The 16,080-nt window shown below is 70.7% G+C and carries 15 protein-coding genes; 10 read left to right on the plus strand and 5 right to left on the minus strand.

Features of this window, described 5'->3' with window-relative positions; translation table 11 throughout:
- Positions 1-8: 8 nt before the first annotated feature.
- The 4 genes from M3190_RS03755 to cofE all read right to left on the minus strand — a co-directional run bounded on the left by M3190_RS03755 (position 9) and on the right by cofE (position 3,628).
- Entirely contained in the window at positions 9-863 is an 855-nt protein-coding gene (locus tag M3190_RS03755) for a DUF4097 domain-containing protein (RefSeq protein WP_251578454.1), read from the minus strand.
- Positions 860-1,534: a response regulator gene (locus tag M3190_RS03760; protein ID WP_251578456.1), complete on the minus strand. Its 675-nt coding sequence runs from the start codon at positions 1,532-1,534 to the stop codon at positions 860-862. Before M3190_RS03760 ends, M3190_RS03755 begins: the two co-directional genes overlap by 4 nt.
- Complete coding sequence (locus M3190_RS03765) at positions 1,522-2,793, minus strand: sensor histidine kinase (protein ID WP_251578458.1); 1,272 nt, start codon at positions 2,791-2,793, stop codon at positions 1,522-1,524. Before M3190_RS03765 ends, M3190_RS03760 begins: the two co-directional genes overlap by 13 nt.
- Before the next feature lie 64 nt (positions 2,794-2,857).
- Positions 2,858-3,628, minus strand: coding sequence for a coenzyme F420-0:L-glutamate ligase (gene cofE / locus M3190_RS03770; protein ID WP_251578460.1), 771 nt, complete (start codon positions 3,626-3,628; stop codon positions 2,858-2,860).
- Positions 3,629-3,661: 33 nt separating this feature from the next.
- Here cofE and cofD point away from each other — a divergent pair, with 33 nt between their 5' ends.
- The gene (cofD, locus tag M3190_RS03775) at positions 3,662-4,639 is read left to right on the plus strand and encodes a 2-phospho-L-lactate transferase (RefSeq protein WP_251578461.1); all 978 of its coding nucleotides are present in this window, start codon (positions 3,662-3,664) and stop codon (positions 4,637-4,639) included.
- Positions 4,640-4,649: 10 nt separating this feature from the next.
- On the opposite strand, the gene M3190_RS03780 is transcribed toward cofD, so the two are convergent.
- Complete coding sequence (locus tag M3190_RS03780) at positions 4,650-5,996, minus strand: aminotransferase class I/II-fold pyridoxal phosphate-dependent enzyme (protein ID WP_251578463.1); 1,347 nt, start codon at positions 5,994-5,996, stop codon at positions 4,650-4,652.
- Between the two features lie 114 nt (positions 5,997-6,110).
- On the opposite strand from M3190_RS03780, the gene M3190_RS03785 reads away from it, so the two are divergent.
- From M3190_RS03785 to M3190_RS03825, 9 genes are all read left to right on the plus strand, one after another.
- Positions 6,111-6,959, plus strand: coding sequence for a nitrilase-related carbon-nitrogen hydrolase (locus M3190_RS03785; RefSeq protein WP_251578465.1), 849 nt, complete (start codon positions 6,111-6,113; stop codon positions 6,957-6,959).
- 13 nt (positions 6,960-6,972) lie between these two features.
- Positions 6,973-8,409 (plus strand): dihydropyrimidinase, encoded by a 1,437-nt coding sequence (hydA, locus tag M3190_RS03790; RefSeq protein ID WP_251578467.1) that lies wholly within the window; start codon positions 6,973-6,975, stop codon positions 8,407-8,409.
- Positions 8,410-8,432: 23 nt separating this feature from the next.
- Positions 8,433-9,449, plus strand: a complete 1,017-nt coding sequence (locus M3190_RS03795; RefSeq protein ID WP_251578469.1) for a TIGR03842 family LLM class F420-dependent oxidoreductase — start codon at positions 8,433-8,435, stop codon at positions 9,447-9,449.
- Positions 9,446-10,327 (plus strand): ABC transporter permease, encoded by an 882-nt coding sequence (locus M3190_RS03800; RefSeq protein ID WP_251578471.1) that lies wholly within the window; start codon positions 9,446-9,448, stop codon positions 10,325-10,327. The genes M3190_RS03795 and M3190_RS03800 overlap by 4 nt, the downstream gene beginning before the upstream one ends.
- Positions 10,328-10,358: 31 nt before the next feature.
- Entirely contained in the window at positions 10,359-11,153 is a 795-nt protein-coding gene (locus M3190_RS03805; RefSeq protein ID WP_251578473.1) for an ABC transporter ATP-binding protein, read from the plus strand.
- A 7-nt stretch (positions 11,154-11,160) separates the two neighbouring features.
- Positions 11,161-11,925, plus strand: a complete 765-nt coding sequence (locus tag M3190_RS03810; protein ID WP_251578475.1) for an ABC transporter permease — start codon at positions 11,161-11,163, stop codon at positions 11,923-11,925.
- 70 nt (positions 11,926-11,995) lie between these two features.
- Positions 11,996-13,174 carry an ABC transporter substrate-binding protein gene (locus tag M3190_RS03815; RefSeq protein WP_251578477.1) on the plus strand — a complete coding sequence of 393 codons (1,179 nt, stop codon included), beginning with the start codon at positions 11,996-11,998 and terminating at the stop codon, positions 13,172-13,174.
- 64 nt (positions 13,175-13,238) lie between these two features.
- Positions 13,239-14,543 carry an aspartate aminotransferase family protein gene (locus M3190_RS03820; protein ID WP_251578478.1) on the plus strand — a complete coding sequence of 435 codons (1,305 nt, stop codon included), beginning with the start codon at positions 13,239-13,241 and terminating at the stop codon, positions 14,541-14,543.
- Positions 14,544-14,565: 22 nt separating this feature from the next.
- Positions 14,566-16,074: a CoA-acylating methylmalonate-semialdehyde dehydrogenase gene (locus M3190_RS03825; RefSeq protein ID WP_251578480.1), complete on the plus strand. Its 1,509-nt coding sequence runs from the start codon at positions 14,566-14,568 to the stop codon at positions 16,072-16,074.
- Positions 16,075-16,080 lie beyond the last annotated feature (6 nt).

Below are 16,080 nucleotides of genomic sequence, written 5' to 3' on the forward strand. Positions count from 1 at the left end.
GTGAGAGGTCAGTCGGCGGGGCGGAGGGTGACGGAGCCGGCGGAGACCTGCACGTCGACGGTGCGGGCGGCGCCGTCGGCGGTCTCGAGCTGGTTGTCGAACGAGCCCGCCGAGACCTCGGACGTCACGTCGTACGTGCCGTCGGGGAGGGTGCCGACCAGGGTGCCGGCGCTGACGTCCACCCGGACGCTGTCGAGCGAGGTCCCCGTCACGTCGGCGATGATCTGCCCGGCGCCGATGGTCATGCTCGCCTGCTGGGCGCCGTCGATACGGACGTCGGCCTCACCGGCGCTCACGTCGACGCGCAGGTCGTCGGCGCTGCCCGAGACATCCGCGTCGCCCGCTCCGACGTGCAGGTCGAGCCGGCCGTAGGTGCCGTCGGCGGTGAGCGAGCCCGCGGCGACGTCGAAGTCCGCCTCGAGCTTCTGCTCGGCCATCTCGGCGGGCAACGTCAGCGTGGCGCGGTTGTCGTTCCAGCTGAACCCGCCCTGGAGGGCCCACCAGGGGCGGTTGTTGGTGACGGCCAGGGTGTCGCCGCGGCGCTCGAGCCGCCAGTTGCCGTCGCCGCCGGCGACCTCGAGGATCGCCCCGTCGACATCGGCGTACTGGACGACGACGTGTCCCGCCGAGACGTCGAGCGACAGCGCCTCGACACCGCTGGTGTCCGCCGTCCCGCCGTCGCTGCCGCGCGACGCCGCGTACGCGATCGAGCCGATCCCCGACAGGAGGGCGCCGAGGAGCAGGAGCCCGCCGAGGCAGATCGCGATGATCGCGACGATCTGTGCCGACGGCCGCGTCTGCCGCGGCGGCTGCGGACCGGCCGGGGGCGCGGCGGTGGGCGGGGGAGTGAGGTCGATGCTCATCGGTTCGTTCCGTTCTGGTCGGGTCGGCCGTGTTCGAGATGGACGAGCGCCGCGAGCACCCGCCGGTTGCCGTGCTCGTCCTGTTCGAGGCCGAGCTTCTGGAAGAGGGAGGTGATGTACTTCTCGACGCTCGCCTCCGAGACGAACAGCGCACCCGCGATGGCCGCGTTGCTCTTGCCCTCGGCGATGAGCGCGAGCACCGAGCGTTCCCGGTCGGTGAGGCGCGACATCCGCTCGTCCCGCGCCCGGCGCGTCAGCAGCTGCGCGACGACCTCGGGGTCGAGGACCGTGGCGCCGGCGGCGATCCGGTCGATCGAGTCGAGGAAGTCCCGCACGTCGGCGACGCGGTCCTTGAGCAGGTACCCGAGGGCGGCGTTCTGCCCGGTGATGAGGTCGCTCGCGTACCGCTCCTCGACGTACTGGCTGAGCACCAGGACGGGCAGGGACGGATGCTGCGCCCGCAGCGCCAGCGCGGCCCGGATGCCCTCGTCGGTGAAGGTAGGGGGCAGCCGCACGTCGAGGATGCACAGCTCCGGCTCGGTCTCGGTGACCTGCTCGACGATGCCGTCGGCGTTCGGGAGCGCCGCGACGACGGAGTGACCGGCGTCCTCGAGGACGCGCACCAAACCCTCGCGCAGCAGCGTCGAATCCTCGCAGATCAGGATGCGCACGGGACCGTCACCTCCAGAGCCGTCGGCCCGCCGGCCGGGCTGTCGAGCGTCGCGGTGCCGCCGGCGGCGAGCACCCGGTTCATGATCCCGTCGAGACCGCCGCCGGGGAGCACGCGGGCTCCGCCGATGCCGTTGTCCTCGACGCGCGCCCAGATGAGACGACCGGTCTGGGCGTCGCCGCGGCTGCGGACCACGACGCGCACCTCGGTGGCGCGAGCGTGCTTGGCGGCGTTCGTCAGCGACTCGGCGATGACGAAGTAGGCGGCGGCCTCCGCGGTTGCGCTGCAGCGCTCGTCGAGGCGGACGTCGAGCGCGACGGGGACGTGGGACCGTGCCGCGAGGGCCGAGAGGGCGGCATCCAGTCCGCGGTCGTCGAGGACGGAGGCGTGGATACCGCGGGCCAGTTGGCGCAGCTCGGTGATGGCGGCCTTCGTCGAGGTGTGCGCCTCGTCGATGAGCGCTTTCGCGGCGACCGGGTCGGAGTCGATCTTCTGCTGCGCCATGCCGAGGGTCATCCCGACCGAGACGAGCCGGGGCTGGACGCCGTCGTGCAGATCGCGCTCGATGCGGGTGCGCTCGACCTCGCTGGCGCGGACCGCGCCCGCCCGCTGCACGCCCGCCGTCCGCGCCTGCTCGGCGAGGATCGCCTCGCGCGAGGGCACGAGGATCGACCGCGTGAGGAGGTCGTCGAGGAGCGAGACGCCGAAGAGGACACCGAGGCTGACGAGGGCCGCGATGACACCGCCGGCGACGGCCCAGCCGTCCGAGACGGCGATCCCGGCGAGGGGCAGGGTGCCGTCCGACCGGCCCGACAGCGGTGAGAAGGCGAGACCGATCGAGGTAATCACCGCCCACGTCGCCGCGATGACGATCCATCCGAGCACGGTGGCGATCGCGAGGCTGCCGATGCCGCGCCACATCCCGCCGTCGATGAGCTGGAGCCACAGGGTGCGCATCAGTCCGCGGAATCCCGGCTCCCCGCTCGTGCGGATCCGCAGCTGCGGGATGCCGTGACGGTACAGGCCCTCAGCGCGCTCGTGCTCGAGCCACGACGCGGCCCACGCGAGGTAGAGCGCGGCGACGAGGAAGAGGGCACCGACACCCAGGATGAGGATCGTCCCGATCCCCGTGCTGAACAGGGTGACGACGGTGGTGAGGATGCCGGTGCCCGCCACGGCGACCGCGGCGAGCTGTGCGAGCGCGCCGAGGCGCCGCATCGGGCGCAGCCGCCGAGGCGGCGCGGAGGTGTCGGATGTCATGTTCCCCACGCTAGGGGTGGGGTGCGCGGGCCACATCCGGGCCGACCGGAGACCTCCGTTCGGGTTATCCCCCGGACGTCGTGGCGCCGTCGGAGAAGCCGCGGGCGTACGCCTCGCGCGTCCCCTCGCCGAACAGGTCGCGCTCGGCCGGCCGGACGATCGAACGCGCCCCGGGGAGGTCGAGGTCCCCCACGAGGTCCCCACGGCCGCGGACGACGGCCACCGGCATCCCGCTCGACTTGCGCTTGACGAGGTCGGCGGCGCCGGCGAGCTCGTCGGCGACGCAGGGCAGCGTGACGGCGAGGGGCCGGCCCGAGGCATCCGTCGCCCCGCGCAGGTCCTCGATGACGACGACCCCCGCCGCGCCGATCGCGCAGTCGGTCTGGCCCTCGCGCCACGCGCGGCCGAGCGTGTCGGACACGATCACGCCGATGCGGGCGGCGGTCCGTTCGCGGATGCCGACGGCCAGGGCGCGCGCCGACGCATCGGGATCCTCGGGCAGCAGCAGGATCAGACCCTCGGGGGTGTTACTCGCATCGACTCCTGCGGCCGCGGCGACGATGCCCAAGCGGCTCTCGACGATCCGGACCGTGCCCGCTTCGTTCTCGGCGACGACGCGCACGCTCTCCTCGGCGATCGCCGCATCGCGGTCCGCCGCCGGGCGGTAACGGCCCTCGGCCTTGGAAACGATCTTGCTGGTGACGACCAGGATGTCGCCGTCCCGGAGGGTTCCGGCCGAGGCCGCCACGATCTCCTCGACCAGGTCGGTGCCGGGGCCTATCTCGCCGATCCCGGTGAGCGGCCAGACGGTCAGCGGTGCGGGAGCGTCGGGCATCGGCCCAGGATACGGCGACCCTACGCTGGAGGAGTGACCTCGACCCCCGCTCCCCGTGTCGTCCTGCTCGCCGGCGGCGTCGGCGGATCCACCTTCGCCACCGGCCTCCGCGACGAGCTGGCCGAGCGTGGCGGCGAGCTCGCCGTCGTGTGCAACACCGGTGACGACCTCTGGTTGAACGGCCTGCGTCTGCAGCCCGACGTCGACTCGATGCTCTACGCGCTCGCCGGGGTGAAGGACCTCGCGCAGGGGTGGGGTCGCGCGGGAGACTCGCGCCGCGTGGCGGACGAGCTTGCCGCCTGGGGAGTCGGGTGGGAGTGGTTCCTGCTCGGCGACCTCGACCTCGGCGCGCACATCGCCCGGACGTCCTGGCTGCGCGAGGGGCTGAACCCGACCGAGGCCGTCGCGCGGCTGCAGTCGCGGTGGGACCTCGGCGCGACCCTCCTGCCGATGACCGACACCGAGGTCGACACCCACGTGATCCTGGATGCCGCGGGGCACCGCCTGCACTTCCAGGAGTGGTGGACCCGTCACCGCGCCCGCCTCGAACCGGTCCGCTTCGAGAATCCCGGCATCGAGGCATCCGCTCCCGCGCCGGGCGTGCTCGAGGCGATCGCGGGGGCCGACGCGATCCTCGTCGCCCCGTCGAACCCCATCGTCTCGATCGGTCCGATCCTCGCCGTCCCGGGCCTGGCCGACGCGCTCCAGACGGCTGCCGCTCCGGTCGCGGGCGTCTCGCCGATCATCGGCGACGCCCCCGTTCGCGGCATGGCCGACGTGTGCCTGCGCGTCGCCGGCGTCCCCTGCACGACCGCCGGGGTCGCGGCGCACTACGGTGCGCGCGGAGACGGTGGCGTGCTCGACGCGTGGCTCATCGCCGAGGAGGACGCGAAGGCTGCGGCATCCGTCGCCGCCCTGGGGATCGCGGCGCACGTCGAGCCCCTGTGGATGACGGATGCCGCGCGCACCCGCGCACTCGCCGTCGCCGCGCTGCGCGCCGTCGGCCTCTGAGACGCGTTCGTCAGGCGAATGGAGCGGCCGAGGACGCGCCTGCCAGCTCCTCCGCGACGAGGCGCACGTTGGCGGTGATGACACCGGCCGTCACGCGGACGTGCGGGGTCGCGGCTCGGTCGCCGGGCGCTGCATACGGAGCGCCCGCCGACACGGCGATTCCGGCAGCAGCCAGCCGGGTCCGCGCCGCCCGCTCGTCGACGACCGGCAGCCACAGGTTGATGCCGTCCGGGTCGCCCACGTCGACCCCGAGTTTGCGGAGCGCGGTCGCCATCCGGTCGAGGCGGTCGCGGTAGATCAGGCGTGCCGTGCGCACACGGGCGACCGATCCCGGATCGGTCAGCAGGCCGAGGAGGACGGTCTGCAGCAGTCGTGAGGTCCATCCGGGTCCCAGCATCCGCCGTGCCACGAGCCGGTCGACCACGCGCGCGGGGCCGCCGAGGGCGGCGATGCGCAGGTCGGGGCCGTGCGACTTCGAGAAGCTGCGGACGTGGACGACCTGGCCGGGGATCCACCGCGCCAGGGTGACGTCGGGTGCCGAGCAGATGAGGGCGGAGTGGTCGTCCTCCACGACGGTCACGCGACGCCCGTCAGGCGCGTTCATGATGAGTTGCGCCAGCACACGGGCGCGCTCCACGCTCATCGAGATCCCGGTCGGGTTCTGTGCCCGCGGCTGCAGGACGACCGCCGCGGGTCGGCGCGCGAGCGCCCGTGAGAGCGATGCCGGCGTCACGCCGTCGCGGTCCAGGGCGAGCGGGATCGGCTCGGCGCCGAGGGCTTCGAGCAGGTCGAAGAAGTAGGGGAACCCGGGGGACTCGATCGCGACGCGGTCGCCGAACCGTACGACCTGCTCGAGGGTGCGCGAGATGCCGTCGAGCGCCCCGTCGACGACCGTGAAGGTCTCGACACCGGGCGCCGGCCAGGTCTCGGCGATGTGCGCGTGCAGCTCGGGCAGCACGGGAAGGTCGTGATAGCGGCCCGTGTCGGCCCTCGGCGCGACGCGTGAGAACGCGCCCTCGAGAGCCGGCAGCATGGCCGGGTCCGGGGTGCCGTGCGAGAGGTCGAGCCGGACGGGCTGCGAGGAACCGGCCAGCCCTTGCACTCGAGGACTCAGCCATTCCCGTGGCTCGTCGCGCACGAAGCTGCCTGCGCGGCCGCGCGAGACGATCGTGCCCGCGTCCGACAGCGCCCGCCACGCCGCGGCGACCGTCCCCGCGGAGACGCCGAGAGCCGCGGACAGCTCCCGCACCGTCGGCAGGCGCTCCCCCCGCTCGAGGGTGCCGTCGGCGACGAGCCGCGCGATCTCGCCCGCCATGCCGAGGGGGGTGCGGGACTGGAGCGAATCGGGGCGCAGCATCCGTCGTCCTCTCGTGCGGGAGGTGTCCGGAGGATTAACGACCGCGACACATCCGGAAACTGTCGAGAAATGTTCAAGCAGGACAGTAACAGAACCGAGGGAAGGGAGGCCGAGATGGCAACGGTGAGGGCGGCGATCACGCAGACGACCTGGACGGGCGACAAGGAGTCGATGCTCGACAAGCATGAGCAGTTCGCTCGCGAGGCCGCAGCGCAGGGCGCGCAGGTCATCTGCTTCCAGGAGCTGTTCTACGGTCCGTACTTCGGCATCACGCAGGAGAAGAAGTACTACCGCTACGCCGAACCGGTCGACGGCCCCATCGTGCAGCGCTTCGCCGCGCTCGCGAAGGAGCTGAGCATGGTCATGGTCCTGCCCATCTACGAAGAGGCGCAGACCGGTGTGTACTACAACACGGCCGTGGTGGTGGATGCCGACGGCACGATCCTCGGCTCGTACCGCAAACATCACATCCCGCACGTCGAGAAGTTCTGGGAGAAGTTCTACTTCCGTCCGGGGAACCTCGGCTACCCCGTCTTCGACACCGCGGTCGGCAAGGTCGGCGTCATCATCTGCTACGACCGGCACTTCCCCGAGGCGTGGCGCGAGCTGGGGCTGAACGGCGCGCACCTCGCCTTCAACCCGAACGCCACCAAGCCCGGCCTGTCGAACCGGCTGTGGGAGGTCGAGCAGCCCGCCGCCGCCGTCGCGAACGGTTACTTCGTCCTCGCCCCCAACCGCGTCGGCCGCGAGGACAACGAATACGGCGACGAGGCGGTCACCTTCTACGGCACCAGCCAGATCGTCGACCCGCGCGGCAACTACGTCGGCGAGCTCGGTTCCGGCACCGACGAGGAGATCCTCATCCGCGACCTCGACATGGACCTCGTCCGCGAGATGCGTGACGACTGGCAGTTCTACCGCGACCGCCGCCCCGACTCGTACGCCGAGATCGTCGCCCCGTAAGGAGAGCGGAACCATGCCCACCACGCTCATCACCGGCGGCACCGTCGTCTCGTCGACCGGCCGCGGCCCCGCCGACGTCCTCATCGACGGCGAGACGATCGTCGCCGTGCTGACGTCCGGCTCCACCCTGCTCGGGCACGACCTCGCGGCATCCGTCGACACGGTCATCGACGCCACGGGGAAGTACGTGATCCCCGGCGGCATCGACGCCCACACGCACATGCAGCTGCCCTTCGGCGGGACCAGCGCCTCCGACACCTTCGAGACCGGCACCCGCGCCGCCGCCTGGGGCGGGACGACCACGATCGTGGACTTCGCCGTGCAGCGCCAGGGCGAGCGGGTCGAGGACGGCCTTGCCGCCTGGCATGCGCTCGCCGCGGGGGAGTGCGCGGTCGACTACGGGTTCCACCAGATCATCGGCGGGGTGGACGAGCACTCGCTCGCCGCGCTCCCCACCCTGATCGATGAGGGCATCACGAGCTTCAAGATGTTCATGGCCTACCCCGGGGTCTTCTACGCCGACGACGCGCAGATCCTCAGGGCGATGCAGGTGTCGGCCGACACAGGGCTCCTCACGATGATGCACGCCGAGAACGGGCCCGTCATCGACGTCCTCGCCGAACAGCTCGTCCGCGCCGGCAACACCGACCCGTACTTCCACGGCAAGGCACGCGTCTGGCAGGCGGAGGAGGAGGCGACCCACCGCGCGATCATGCTCTCGAACATCACCGGGGCGCCGCTCTACGTCGTGCACGTGAGCGCGAAGCAGGCCGTCGAGCAGCTCGCCTGGGCGCGCGACAGGGGCCAGAACGTCTTCGGCGAGACCTGCCCGCAGTACCTCTACCTCTCGCTCGAGGAGCACCTGGGCGCCAGGAGCGAGGAGTGGGGGTCGTTCGAGGGTGCCAAGTACGTGTGCTCGACGCCGCTTCGCTCCCGCGCCGAGGGCCACCAGGACCACATGTGGCAGGCGCTCCGCACCAACGACCTCCAGATGGTGTCCACCGACCACTGCCCGTTCTGCATGAAGGACCAGAAGGAGCTCGGCAAGGGCGACTTCCGGGCGATCCCGAACGGCATCGGGTCGGTCGAGCACCGCATCGACCTCATGTACCAGGGGGTCGTCACGGGCGAGATCACCCTCGAGCGCTGGGTCGAGCTCACGAGCACGACGCCCGCGCGCATGTTCGGCATGTACGGCAAGAAAGGCGTCATCGCCCCGGGCGCCGACGGAGACGTCGTCATCTACGACCCGAACGGTCACACCTCGATCGGGTACGAGAAGACCCATCACATGAACATGGACCACTCCGCGTGGGAGGGCTTCGAGATCGACGGGCACGTCGACACCGTTCTCTCGCGGGGCAAGGTCATCGTCGACGACGGCGCCTACCTCGGACGCAAGGGCGACGGCCGCTTCGTCAAGCGCGGCCTCAGCCAGTACCTCATCTGACCCGAACCCACGAAAGAGGACCCATGGACTTCGGCGTCGTCCTGCAGACGAATCCGCCCGCCTCGCGGACCGTACAGCTGTCGCAGCTGGCCGAGGCGCACGGCTTCAGCCATGTCTGGACCTTCGACTCGCACCTGCTGTGGGAGGAGCCGTACGTCGTGCACTCCGCGATCCTTAACGCCACAAAGCGGATCACGGTGGGACCGTTCGTGACGAACCCGGCCACCCGCGACTGGACCGTCACGGCATCCGTCTTCGCGACGCTCAACGAGATGTACGGCAACCGCACGATCTGCGGCATCGGCCGCGGCGACTCGGCGGTGCGCGTGACCAACGGCAAGCCGGTGACGATGCGGGAGCTGCGCGAGTCGATCCACGTCATCCGAGAACTCGCCAACTCGCGACCCGTCGAGTACAAGGGTGCGACGCTCCAGTTCCCCTGGAGCCGGGGATCGGAGCTCGACGTGTGGGTCGCCGCCTACGGCCCGATGGCTCTGAAGCTCACCGGGGAGGTGGGCGACGGGTTCATCCTGCAGCTGGCGGACGTCGACATCGCCGCCTGGATGATCAAGGTGGTGCGGGATGCCGCCGAAGCCGCCGGGCGCGACCCCGATTCGATCGCATTCTGCGTCGCCGCCCCCATGTACATCGGCGACGATTGGGAGCACATGCGCGACCAGTGCCGGTGGTTCGGCGGGATGGTCGGCAACCACGTCGCCGACATCGTGTCGAAGTACGGCACCGAAGGCGATGTGCCGCAGGCGCTCACGGACTACATCGCGGGCCGGACCGGGTACGACTACAACAGTCACGGCAAGAGCGACAACGACCATGTCGACTTCGTCCCCGACGAGATCGTCGATCGGTTCTGCCTGCTCGGTACGGCCGAGGATCACATCGCGAAGCTCGAACAGCTCAAGGCGCTCGGGGTGACGCAGTTCGCCGGCTACCTGCAGCACGACAACAAAGAGGAGACCATGCGGGTCTACGGCGAGACCGTGATGCCCGCCCTCTCCGACCACATCACGGCCAAGTCATGACCCGACGCACGGCAGCCGCGTGGGGGTGGGGCGTCGTCGGCGTCCTGGCCCTCGTCGCGCTGTGGGAGGCGTATAAATGGCTCGGCCCCGCCGACGGTCTCGTCCTCGGCGGTGAGGATGGGGTGCGGGTCCTGCCGCGCACCCACGACCGTGCGATGCCCCACGTCGCCGACATGATCGCGCGGCTGTTCGATCCGACCAGCGGAGCCGCCACCCCGCCGCTGTGGGCGACCGTCGCGAGCGCCGGCCTGCTCACCCTCGGCATCGCGCTCGTCGGCTGGGTGATCGGTGTCGTCGTCGGGGTCGCTTTCGCCCTCCTCATGCAGCGCTGGCGCATCGTCGAACGGGGCCTCCTGCCCTGGATCGTGGTCTCGCAGACCGTGCCGCTCATCGCCTTCGCGCCGCTCGTGGCCCGTATCGGATCGCAGATCGACCGCGCCGGCGTGCCCTGGCCGGAGTGGCTGTCGGTGGCCGTCATCGCGTCCTACCTCGCCTTCTTCCCGGTCTCGATCGGTGCGCTGAAGGGGCTGTCGTCGCCCGACGCGATCCACCTCGACCTCATGCGCAGTTACGCCGCGGGTTACGGTCAGACCCTCCGCCGGCTGCGGTTCCCCGCCGCGGTGCCGTACCTGATCCCCGCCGCCCGCCTCGCCGCGGCGAACGCCGTCGTCGGCGCGATCGTCGCCGAGGTCTCGATCGGTATGCGCGGCGGCCTCGGACGGATGCTGCTGCAGGCGGCGCAGTCCGCCTCCGCCGACCCCGCCCTGCCGTGGGGGCCGATCTTCGGCGCCGTCCTGCTCGGCCTCGTCGTCGCCGGCGTCGTGGCCCTGCTCGGCGCCGGCCTGAGCCGGTACCGCCGCGGAGAGGCATCCGCATGATCCCCCGCCCTCACCCGAGAGGAACGTCCGCATGAGCGAGATCGCCGTCCGCGCCACCGGTGTCGGCCGCACCTTCGGAGGCCGCCGCACGACCGAGGTCCACGCCCTGACCGGGGTCGACCTCGAGATCGCCGCGGGCGAGTTCGTGTCGCTCATCGGTCCGTCCGGATGCGGCAAGTCGACCCTCATGCGACTGATCGCCGACCTCGACCAGCCCACCGCGGGGTCGCTCGAGGTCTTCGGGAAGACCCCCAAGAAGGCGCGCCTCGATCAGGACTACGGCATCGCCTTCCAGCAGGCAGGACTGCTGCCCTGGCGGACCGTGCTCGAGAACATCGTGCTGCCCCTCGAGCTGCACGGCGTCGGCGGGGCCGAGCGACGGGCCCGGGCGGCCGAACTCGCCGAGCTCGTCGGCCTCACCGACTTCGGACGGAGGTACCCCGATGAACTGTCGGGCGGGATGCAGCAGCGCGTCGCCATCGCTCGCGCCCTCGCCGCCCGGCCGAAGCTCCTCCTGATGGACGAGCCCTTCGGGGCGCTCGACGAGATGACCCGCGAACGGATGCAGACCGAGCTCACCCGCATCACCGGCGAGACCGGCGCAGCCGTCGTCTTCGTCACCCACTCGATCCCCGAGGCCGTCTACCTCTCCGATCGCGTCGTCGTCATGTCACCGCGACCGGGACGCATCACCGACCTCGTCGAGGTCCCGTTCGGGCACGATCGCCCCGATCTGCTCCGTGAGTCGCCGGAGTTCTTCGAGAAGGTCACCGAGGTGCGCGAAGCGCTCCACGGCGCCCCCGTCGCCCGAGCGAACGAACGGTGAGCGCGCCGTGACCACGACCGAGCGGATCTCCCGCATCGCCGCGCCGGTGGCCACCGGAATCCTGCTCCTTCTCCTGTGGCAGGTGCTGTCGGGTGTCAAGATCGGCCGGCTGGCGCTCATCCCCGCCCCGGCCGACGTCGCCGAGACAGCTGGGCGGATCGGCGACGTCGTCGTCGAGGACGCGCTCGTGACCGGAGGGAACACGCTCGTGGGTCTCGTCGCCGGCACGGTCCTCGGCGTCGCACTCGCGGCGCTCGCAGCGTGGCTGCGCCCCGTGGACGGGATGGTCGCGCCGCTCGTCGCCGCCATCGCGGTCGTCCCCATCGTCGCCCTGACGCCGCTGCTCAACACGATGTTCGGCGCGTCGGCGCAGACGGGACGGCAGATGGTCGCCGGCGTCGCCGCGTTCGTCCCGGTCTTCGTGAACGTGTTGCGCGGTCTGCGTCAGTCGCGACCCGTCCAGCGCGACCTCTTCCTCGCCTACGCCGCGACCCCCGGGCAGCTCTTTCGTGGGCTGACCCTGCCGGTCGCCCTCCCATACCTCGTCACCGGCATCCGCATCGCCAGCTCGGTCGCTGTCATCTCCGCGCTCGTCGCGGAGTACTTCGGCGGGCCCACCGACGGCCTCGGCACGGCGATCGCGAGCTACGCCAAGACCGGCAACGCCGCCGTCGCGTGGACCTACGTCGGTGCCGCGATCGGCGTCGGTCTCGTCTTCTTCCTCGTCACGGTGCTCATCGAACGCGTCGTGACCAGGCGGAGGCCGGCCTGACACCCGTCGGACCGGTCCGCTCCACCCACCCATCGCACCACCCGCACCATCCGAACCCGAAAGGAACACCATGCGTCACAGCACCCGACGCCGGTCGGCGGTCGTCACGACCCTGACCGCCGGCGCACTCGCCCTGTCCGCGTGCGCGGGCACCACGAGCACCACCCCCACCGCCGGCGGTGAGGACACGGACTTCACGCCGATCACGGACATCAAGCTGCAGCTGCAGTGGCTTCCGCAGGCCCAGTTCGCCGGCTACTACGTCGCTCAGGAGATGGGCTACTTCGAGGAGGAGGGATTCGACAACGTCGAGATCGTGCCCTCGGGCGGAGACATCGTCCCGCAGGACGCCCTGGCCGCCGGCGATGTCGACTTCGCCGTCGCCTGGGTGCCCAAGGTGCTCGGGACGATCGAGTCCACGGGCGTCGAACTCACCGACATCGCTCAGGTCTTCCAGCGTTCGGGCACGACGCAGGTCTCGTGGAAGGGCGACGGCATCACCGACGTCGCCGGCTTCGAGGGCAAGCGCATCGGCTCCTGGGGCTTCGGCAACGAATGGGAGATCTTCGCCGCGATGGCGGCGGACGACCTCGACGCCTCGACCGTGTCGATCACGACGCAGGACTTCTCGATGAACGCGCTGCTCGACGGCGACGTGGATGCCGCGCAGGCGATGACCTACAACGAGCTCGCCCAGGTGCTCGAGGTGGTGAACCCCGACACTGGAGAGCTGTACACGCTCGACGACCTCGACGTCATCTACTACGAGGACACCGAGGGAGCCATGCTGCAGGACGCCATCTGGGCCGACACCCAGCGCCTCGACGAGGACCCGGCGTACGCCGATGCCGCGGTGCGCTTCCTGAAGGCGGTCGCCAAGGGGTGGCTCTATGCCCGTGACAACGTCGAGGACTCCGCCTCGCTCGTCTGGGACGTCGCCTCGAACGCCGAAGCGGCCTTCCCCGTCGGGCCGGTCCACCAGCTGTGGCAGCTCAACGAGGTCAACAAGCTGATCTGGACCGACGCGCCTTTCGGCACCGTCGAGCAGGACAAGTGGGATCAGACGGTCGACGGCGCCCTCGCCGCGGTGAACCAGGACGGCATGAACCTGATCACGCAGGAACCGCCCGCATCCGCATTCTCGAACGAGTACATCGAGAAGGCGATCGCCGAGCTGGAGGACGAGGGCGTCAGCCTCGACGGGGAGTACACGCCTATCGACGTGACCCTCACCGAGGGCGGACAGTAAGAGCACCATCCCGGCGGTCCCGGGGCGCGAGCCCCGGGACCGCCCCCGACAGAGAGCACCTCAGATGACCTCCGACGACCTCGACCTCCGCACCCGCGAACTCGACCGCGCCCACGTCTTCCACTCGTGGTCGGCGCAGGCGCTCATCGACCCGTTCCCGCTCGCCGGCGGTTCGGGGTCGACCGTCTGGGATCACGCCGGCCACCGGATGCTGGACTTCTCGAGCCAGCTCGTGAACGTCAACATCGGCCACCAGCATCCGGCCGTCGTCGACGCCATCAAGGCGCAGGCGGACCTGCTCACGACCGTCGCGCCGTCGACCGCGAACCTCGCGCGCGGCGAGGCGGCGAAGCGGATCGTCGATCTGGCTCCCGATGGGTTCTCGAAGGTGTTCTTCACGAACGGCGGCGCCGATGCGAATGAGAACGCCATCCGGATGGCGCGGCTGCACACGGGACGGGACAAGGTGTTGTCGCGGTACCGGAGCTATCACGGCAACACGGGTGCGGCGATCGTCGCGACGGGGGATTGGCGTCGGATCCCGAACGAGTACGCCCGCGGCCACGTGCACTTCTTCGGCCCGTATCTGTACCGGTCGGAGTTCTGGGCGTCGACGCCCGAGGAGGAATGCGAGCGTGCGCTGCACCACCTGCGCCGGGTGATCGAGGCGGAGGGTCCGTCCTCGATCGCGGCGATCCTGCTGGAGTCGGTGCCGGGGACGGCAGGCATCATGGTGCCGCCGGCGGGGTATCTCGCGGGGGTGCGCCGATTGGCGGACGAGTTCGGGATCGTGTTGATCCTGGATGAGGTGATGAGCGGGTTCGGTCGCACGGGTCGGTGGTTCGCGTTCGAGGGGCACGATGTGGTCCCGGACCTGATCACCTTCGCGAAGGGCGTGAACTCCGGGTACATCCCGATCGGCGGGGTGATCATCTCGGACGAGATCGCGGCGACGTTCGACGAGCGGGTGTTCCCCGGCGGCCTCACCTACTCGGGGCATCCTCTCGCGGCAGCGTCGGTGGTCGCGGCGTTGGATGCGATGCGGGACGAGGGGATCGTGGACAACGCCCGCCGGATCGGGGAGACCGTCCTCGGGCCGGGGCTGCACGCCCTCGGACAGAAGCATCCGATCATCGGCGAGGTCCGCGGGGAGGGCGTGTTCTGGGCCCTCGAACTGGTCGCCGACCCCGTCACGCGGGAACCGGTCGCGCCGGCGGTGATCGGGGCGTTGAAGAAGGACCTCATGGCCCGCGGCCTGCTGCCCTTCACCGCCGACAACCGCATCCACGTCGTCCCGCCCTGTGTCGTCACCGACGACGAGGTGCGCCGCGCCCTCGACATCTACGACGCCGCGTTCGCCGCGCTCTGACCCACCCTTCCCCGGAGGAACCATGACCGAACAGACTTCTGCGACCGTGCTCGAGCACTGGGTCGACGGCGCTGCCTGGAGCGGCGACTCGGGCCGCACCGGCCCGATCCACAACCCCGCCACCGGCCGCGTCAGCGGTCAGGTGCGCCTGGCGAGCACGGCGGACGTCGGTGTCGCCGTCGAGCGCGCCGCCGCAGCGCTCCCCGCCTGGCGCGATGCCAGCATCGCGAAGCGTCAGGGTGTCATGTTCTCCTTCCGCGAGATCCTCAACGAGCGCAAGGAGGAACTCGCCGCGATCCTCACCGCCGAGCACGGCAAGGTCCTCTCCGACGCGCTCGGCGAGATCGCCCGGGGCCTCGAGGTCGTCGAGTTCGCGTGCGGATCCGGTCACCTCCTGAAGGGCGAGTACTCCGAGAACGTGTCGACCGGGGTCGACGTCTACACGCTGAAGCAGCCGGTCGGGGTGGTCGGCGTCATCAGTCCGTTCAACTTCCCCGCGATGGTGCCGCTCTGGTTCCTCCCCATCGCGCTCGTGGCGGGCAACACCGTCGTGCTCAAGCCGAGCGAGAAGGACCCCAGCGCATCGGACTGGATCGCCCGCGCGTTCGTGGAGGCGGGTCTGCCGGCCGGCGTCCTCAACGTCGTCCACGGCGACAAGGAGGCCGTCGATGCGATCCTCGACCACCCCACGATCGGCGCGGTCTCGTTCGTCGGCTCGACCCCCATCGCGCGCTACATCTACGAGCGCGCGAGTGCACAGGGCAAGCGCGTGCAGGCCCTGGGCGGGGCCAAGAACCACATGCTGGTGCTCCCGGATGCCGACCTCGACCTCGCCGCCGACGCCGCCGTCAACGCGGGCTTCGGCTCGGCGGGGGAGCGGTGTATGGCGATCTCCGTGCTGCTGGCGACCGAGGCGATCGCCGACAGGCTCGTCGCGAAGATCGCCGAGCGCGTGGCGACCCTCCGCACCGGCGACGGCACGCGCGGCTGCGACATGGGCCCGCTGATCACCCGCGAACACCGCGACAAGGTCGCCGGCTACCTCGCGATCGCCGAGACCGACGGCGCCGACATCGTCGTCGACGGTCGCGACGTGGTCCCGGATGCCGACGGCGACGGCTTCTGGCTCGGTCCCACCCTCATCGACAAGGTGCCGACCTCGTCCGCCGTCTACACCGACGAGATCTTCGGGCCGGTCCTCTCGGTCGTCCGTGTCAGCGGATACGAGGAGGGGCTCGGCCTCATCGAGGCGAGCCCCTATGGCAACGGCACCGCGATCTTCACGAACGACGGGGGAGCCGCCCGCCGATTCCAGCGCGAGGTGAGCGTCGGCATGGTCGGCGTCAACGTGCCGATCCCGGTGCCGGTCGCCTACCACTCGTTCGGCGGCTGGAAGGCGTCGCTGTTCGGCGACGCGAAGGCGTACGGACCGCAGGGGTTCGCGTTCTTCACCCGCGAGAAGGCGGTGACCTCGCGCTGGCTGGACCCGTCGCACGGCGGCCTCAACCTGGGCTTCCCACAGCACGACTGAGAGGCT

The organism is Microbacterium oleivorans, from assembly GCF_023715745.1.
Taxonomy (GTDB): domain Bacteria; phylum Actinomycetota; class Actinomycetes; order Actinomycetales; family Microbacteriaceae; genus Microbacterium; species Microbacterium oleivorans_D.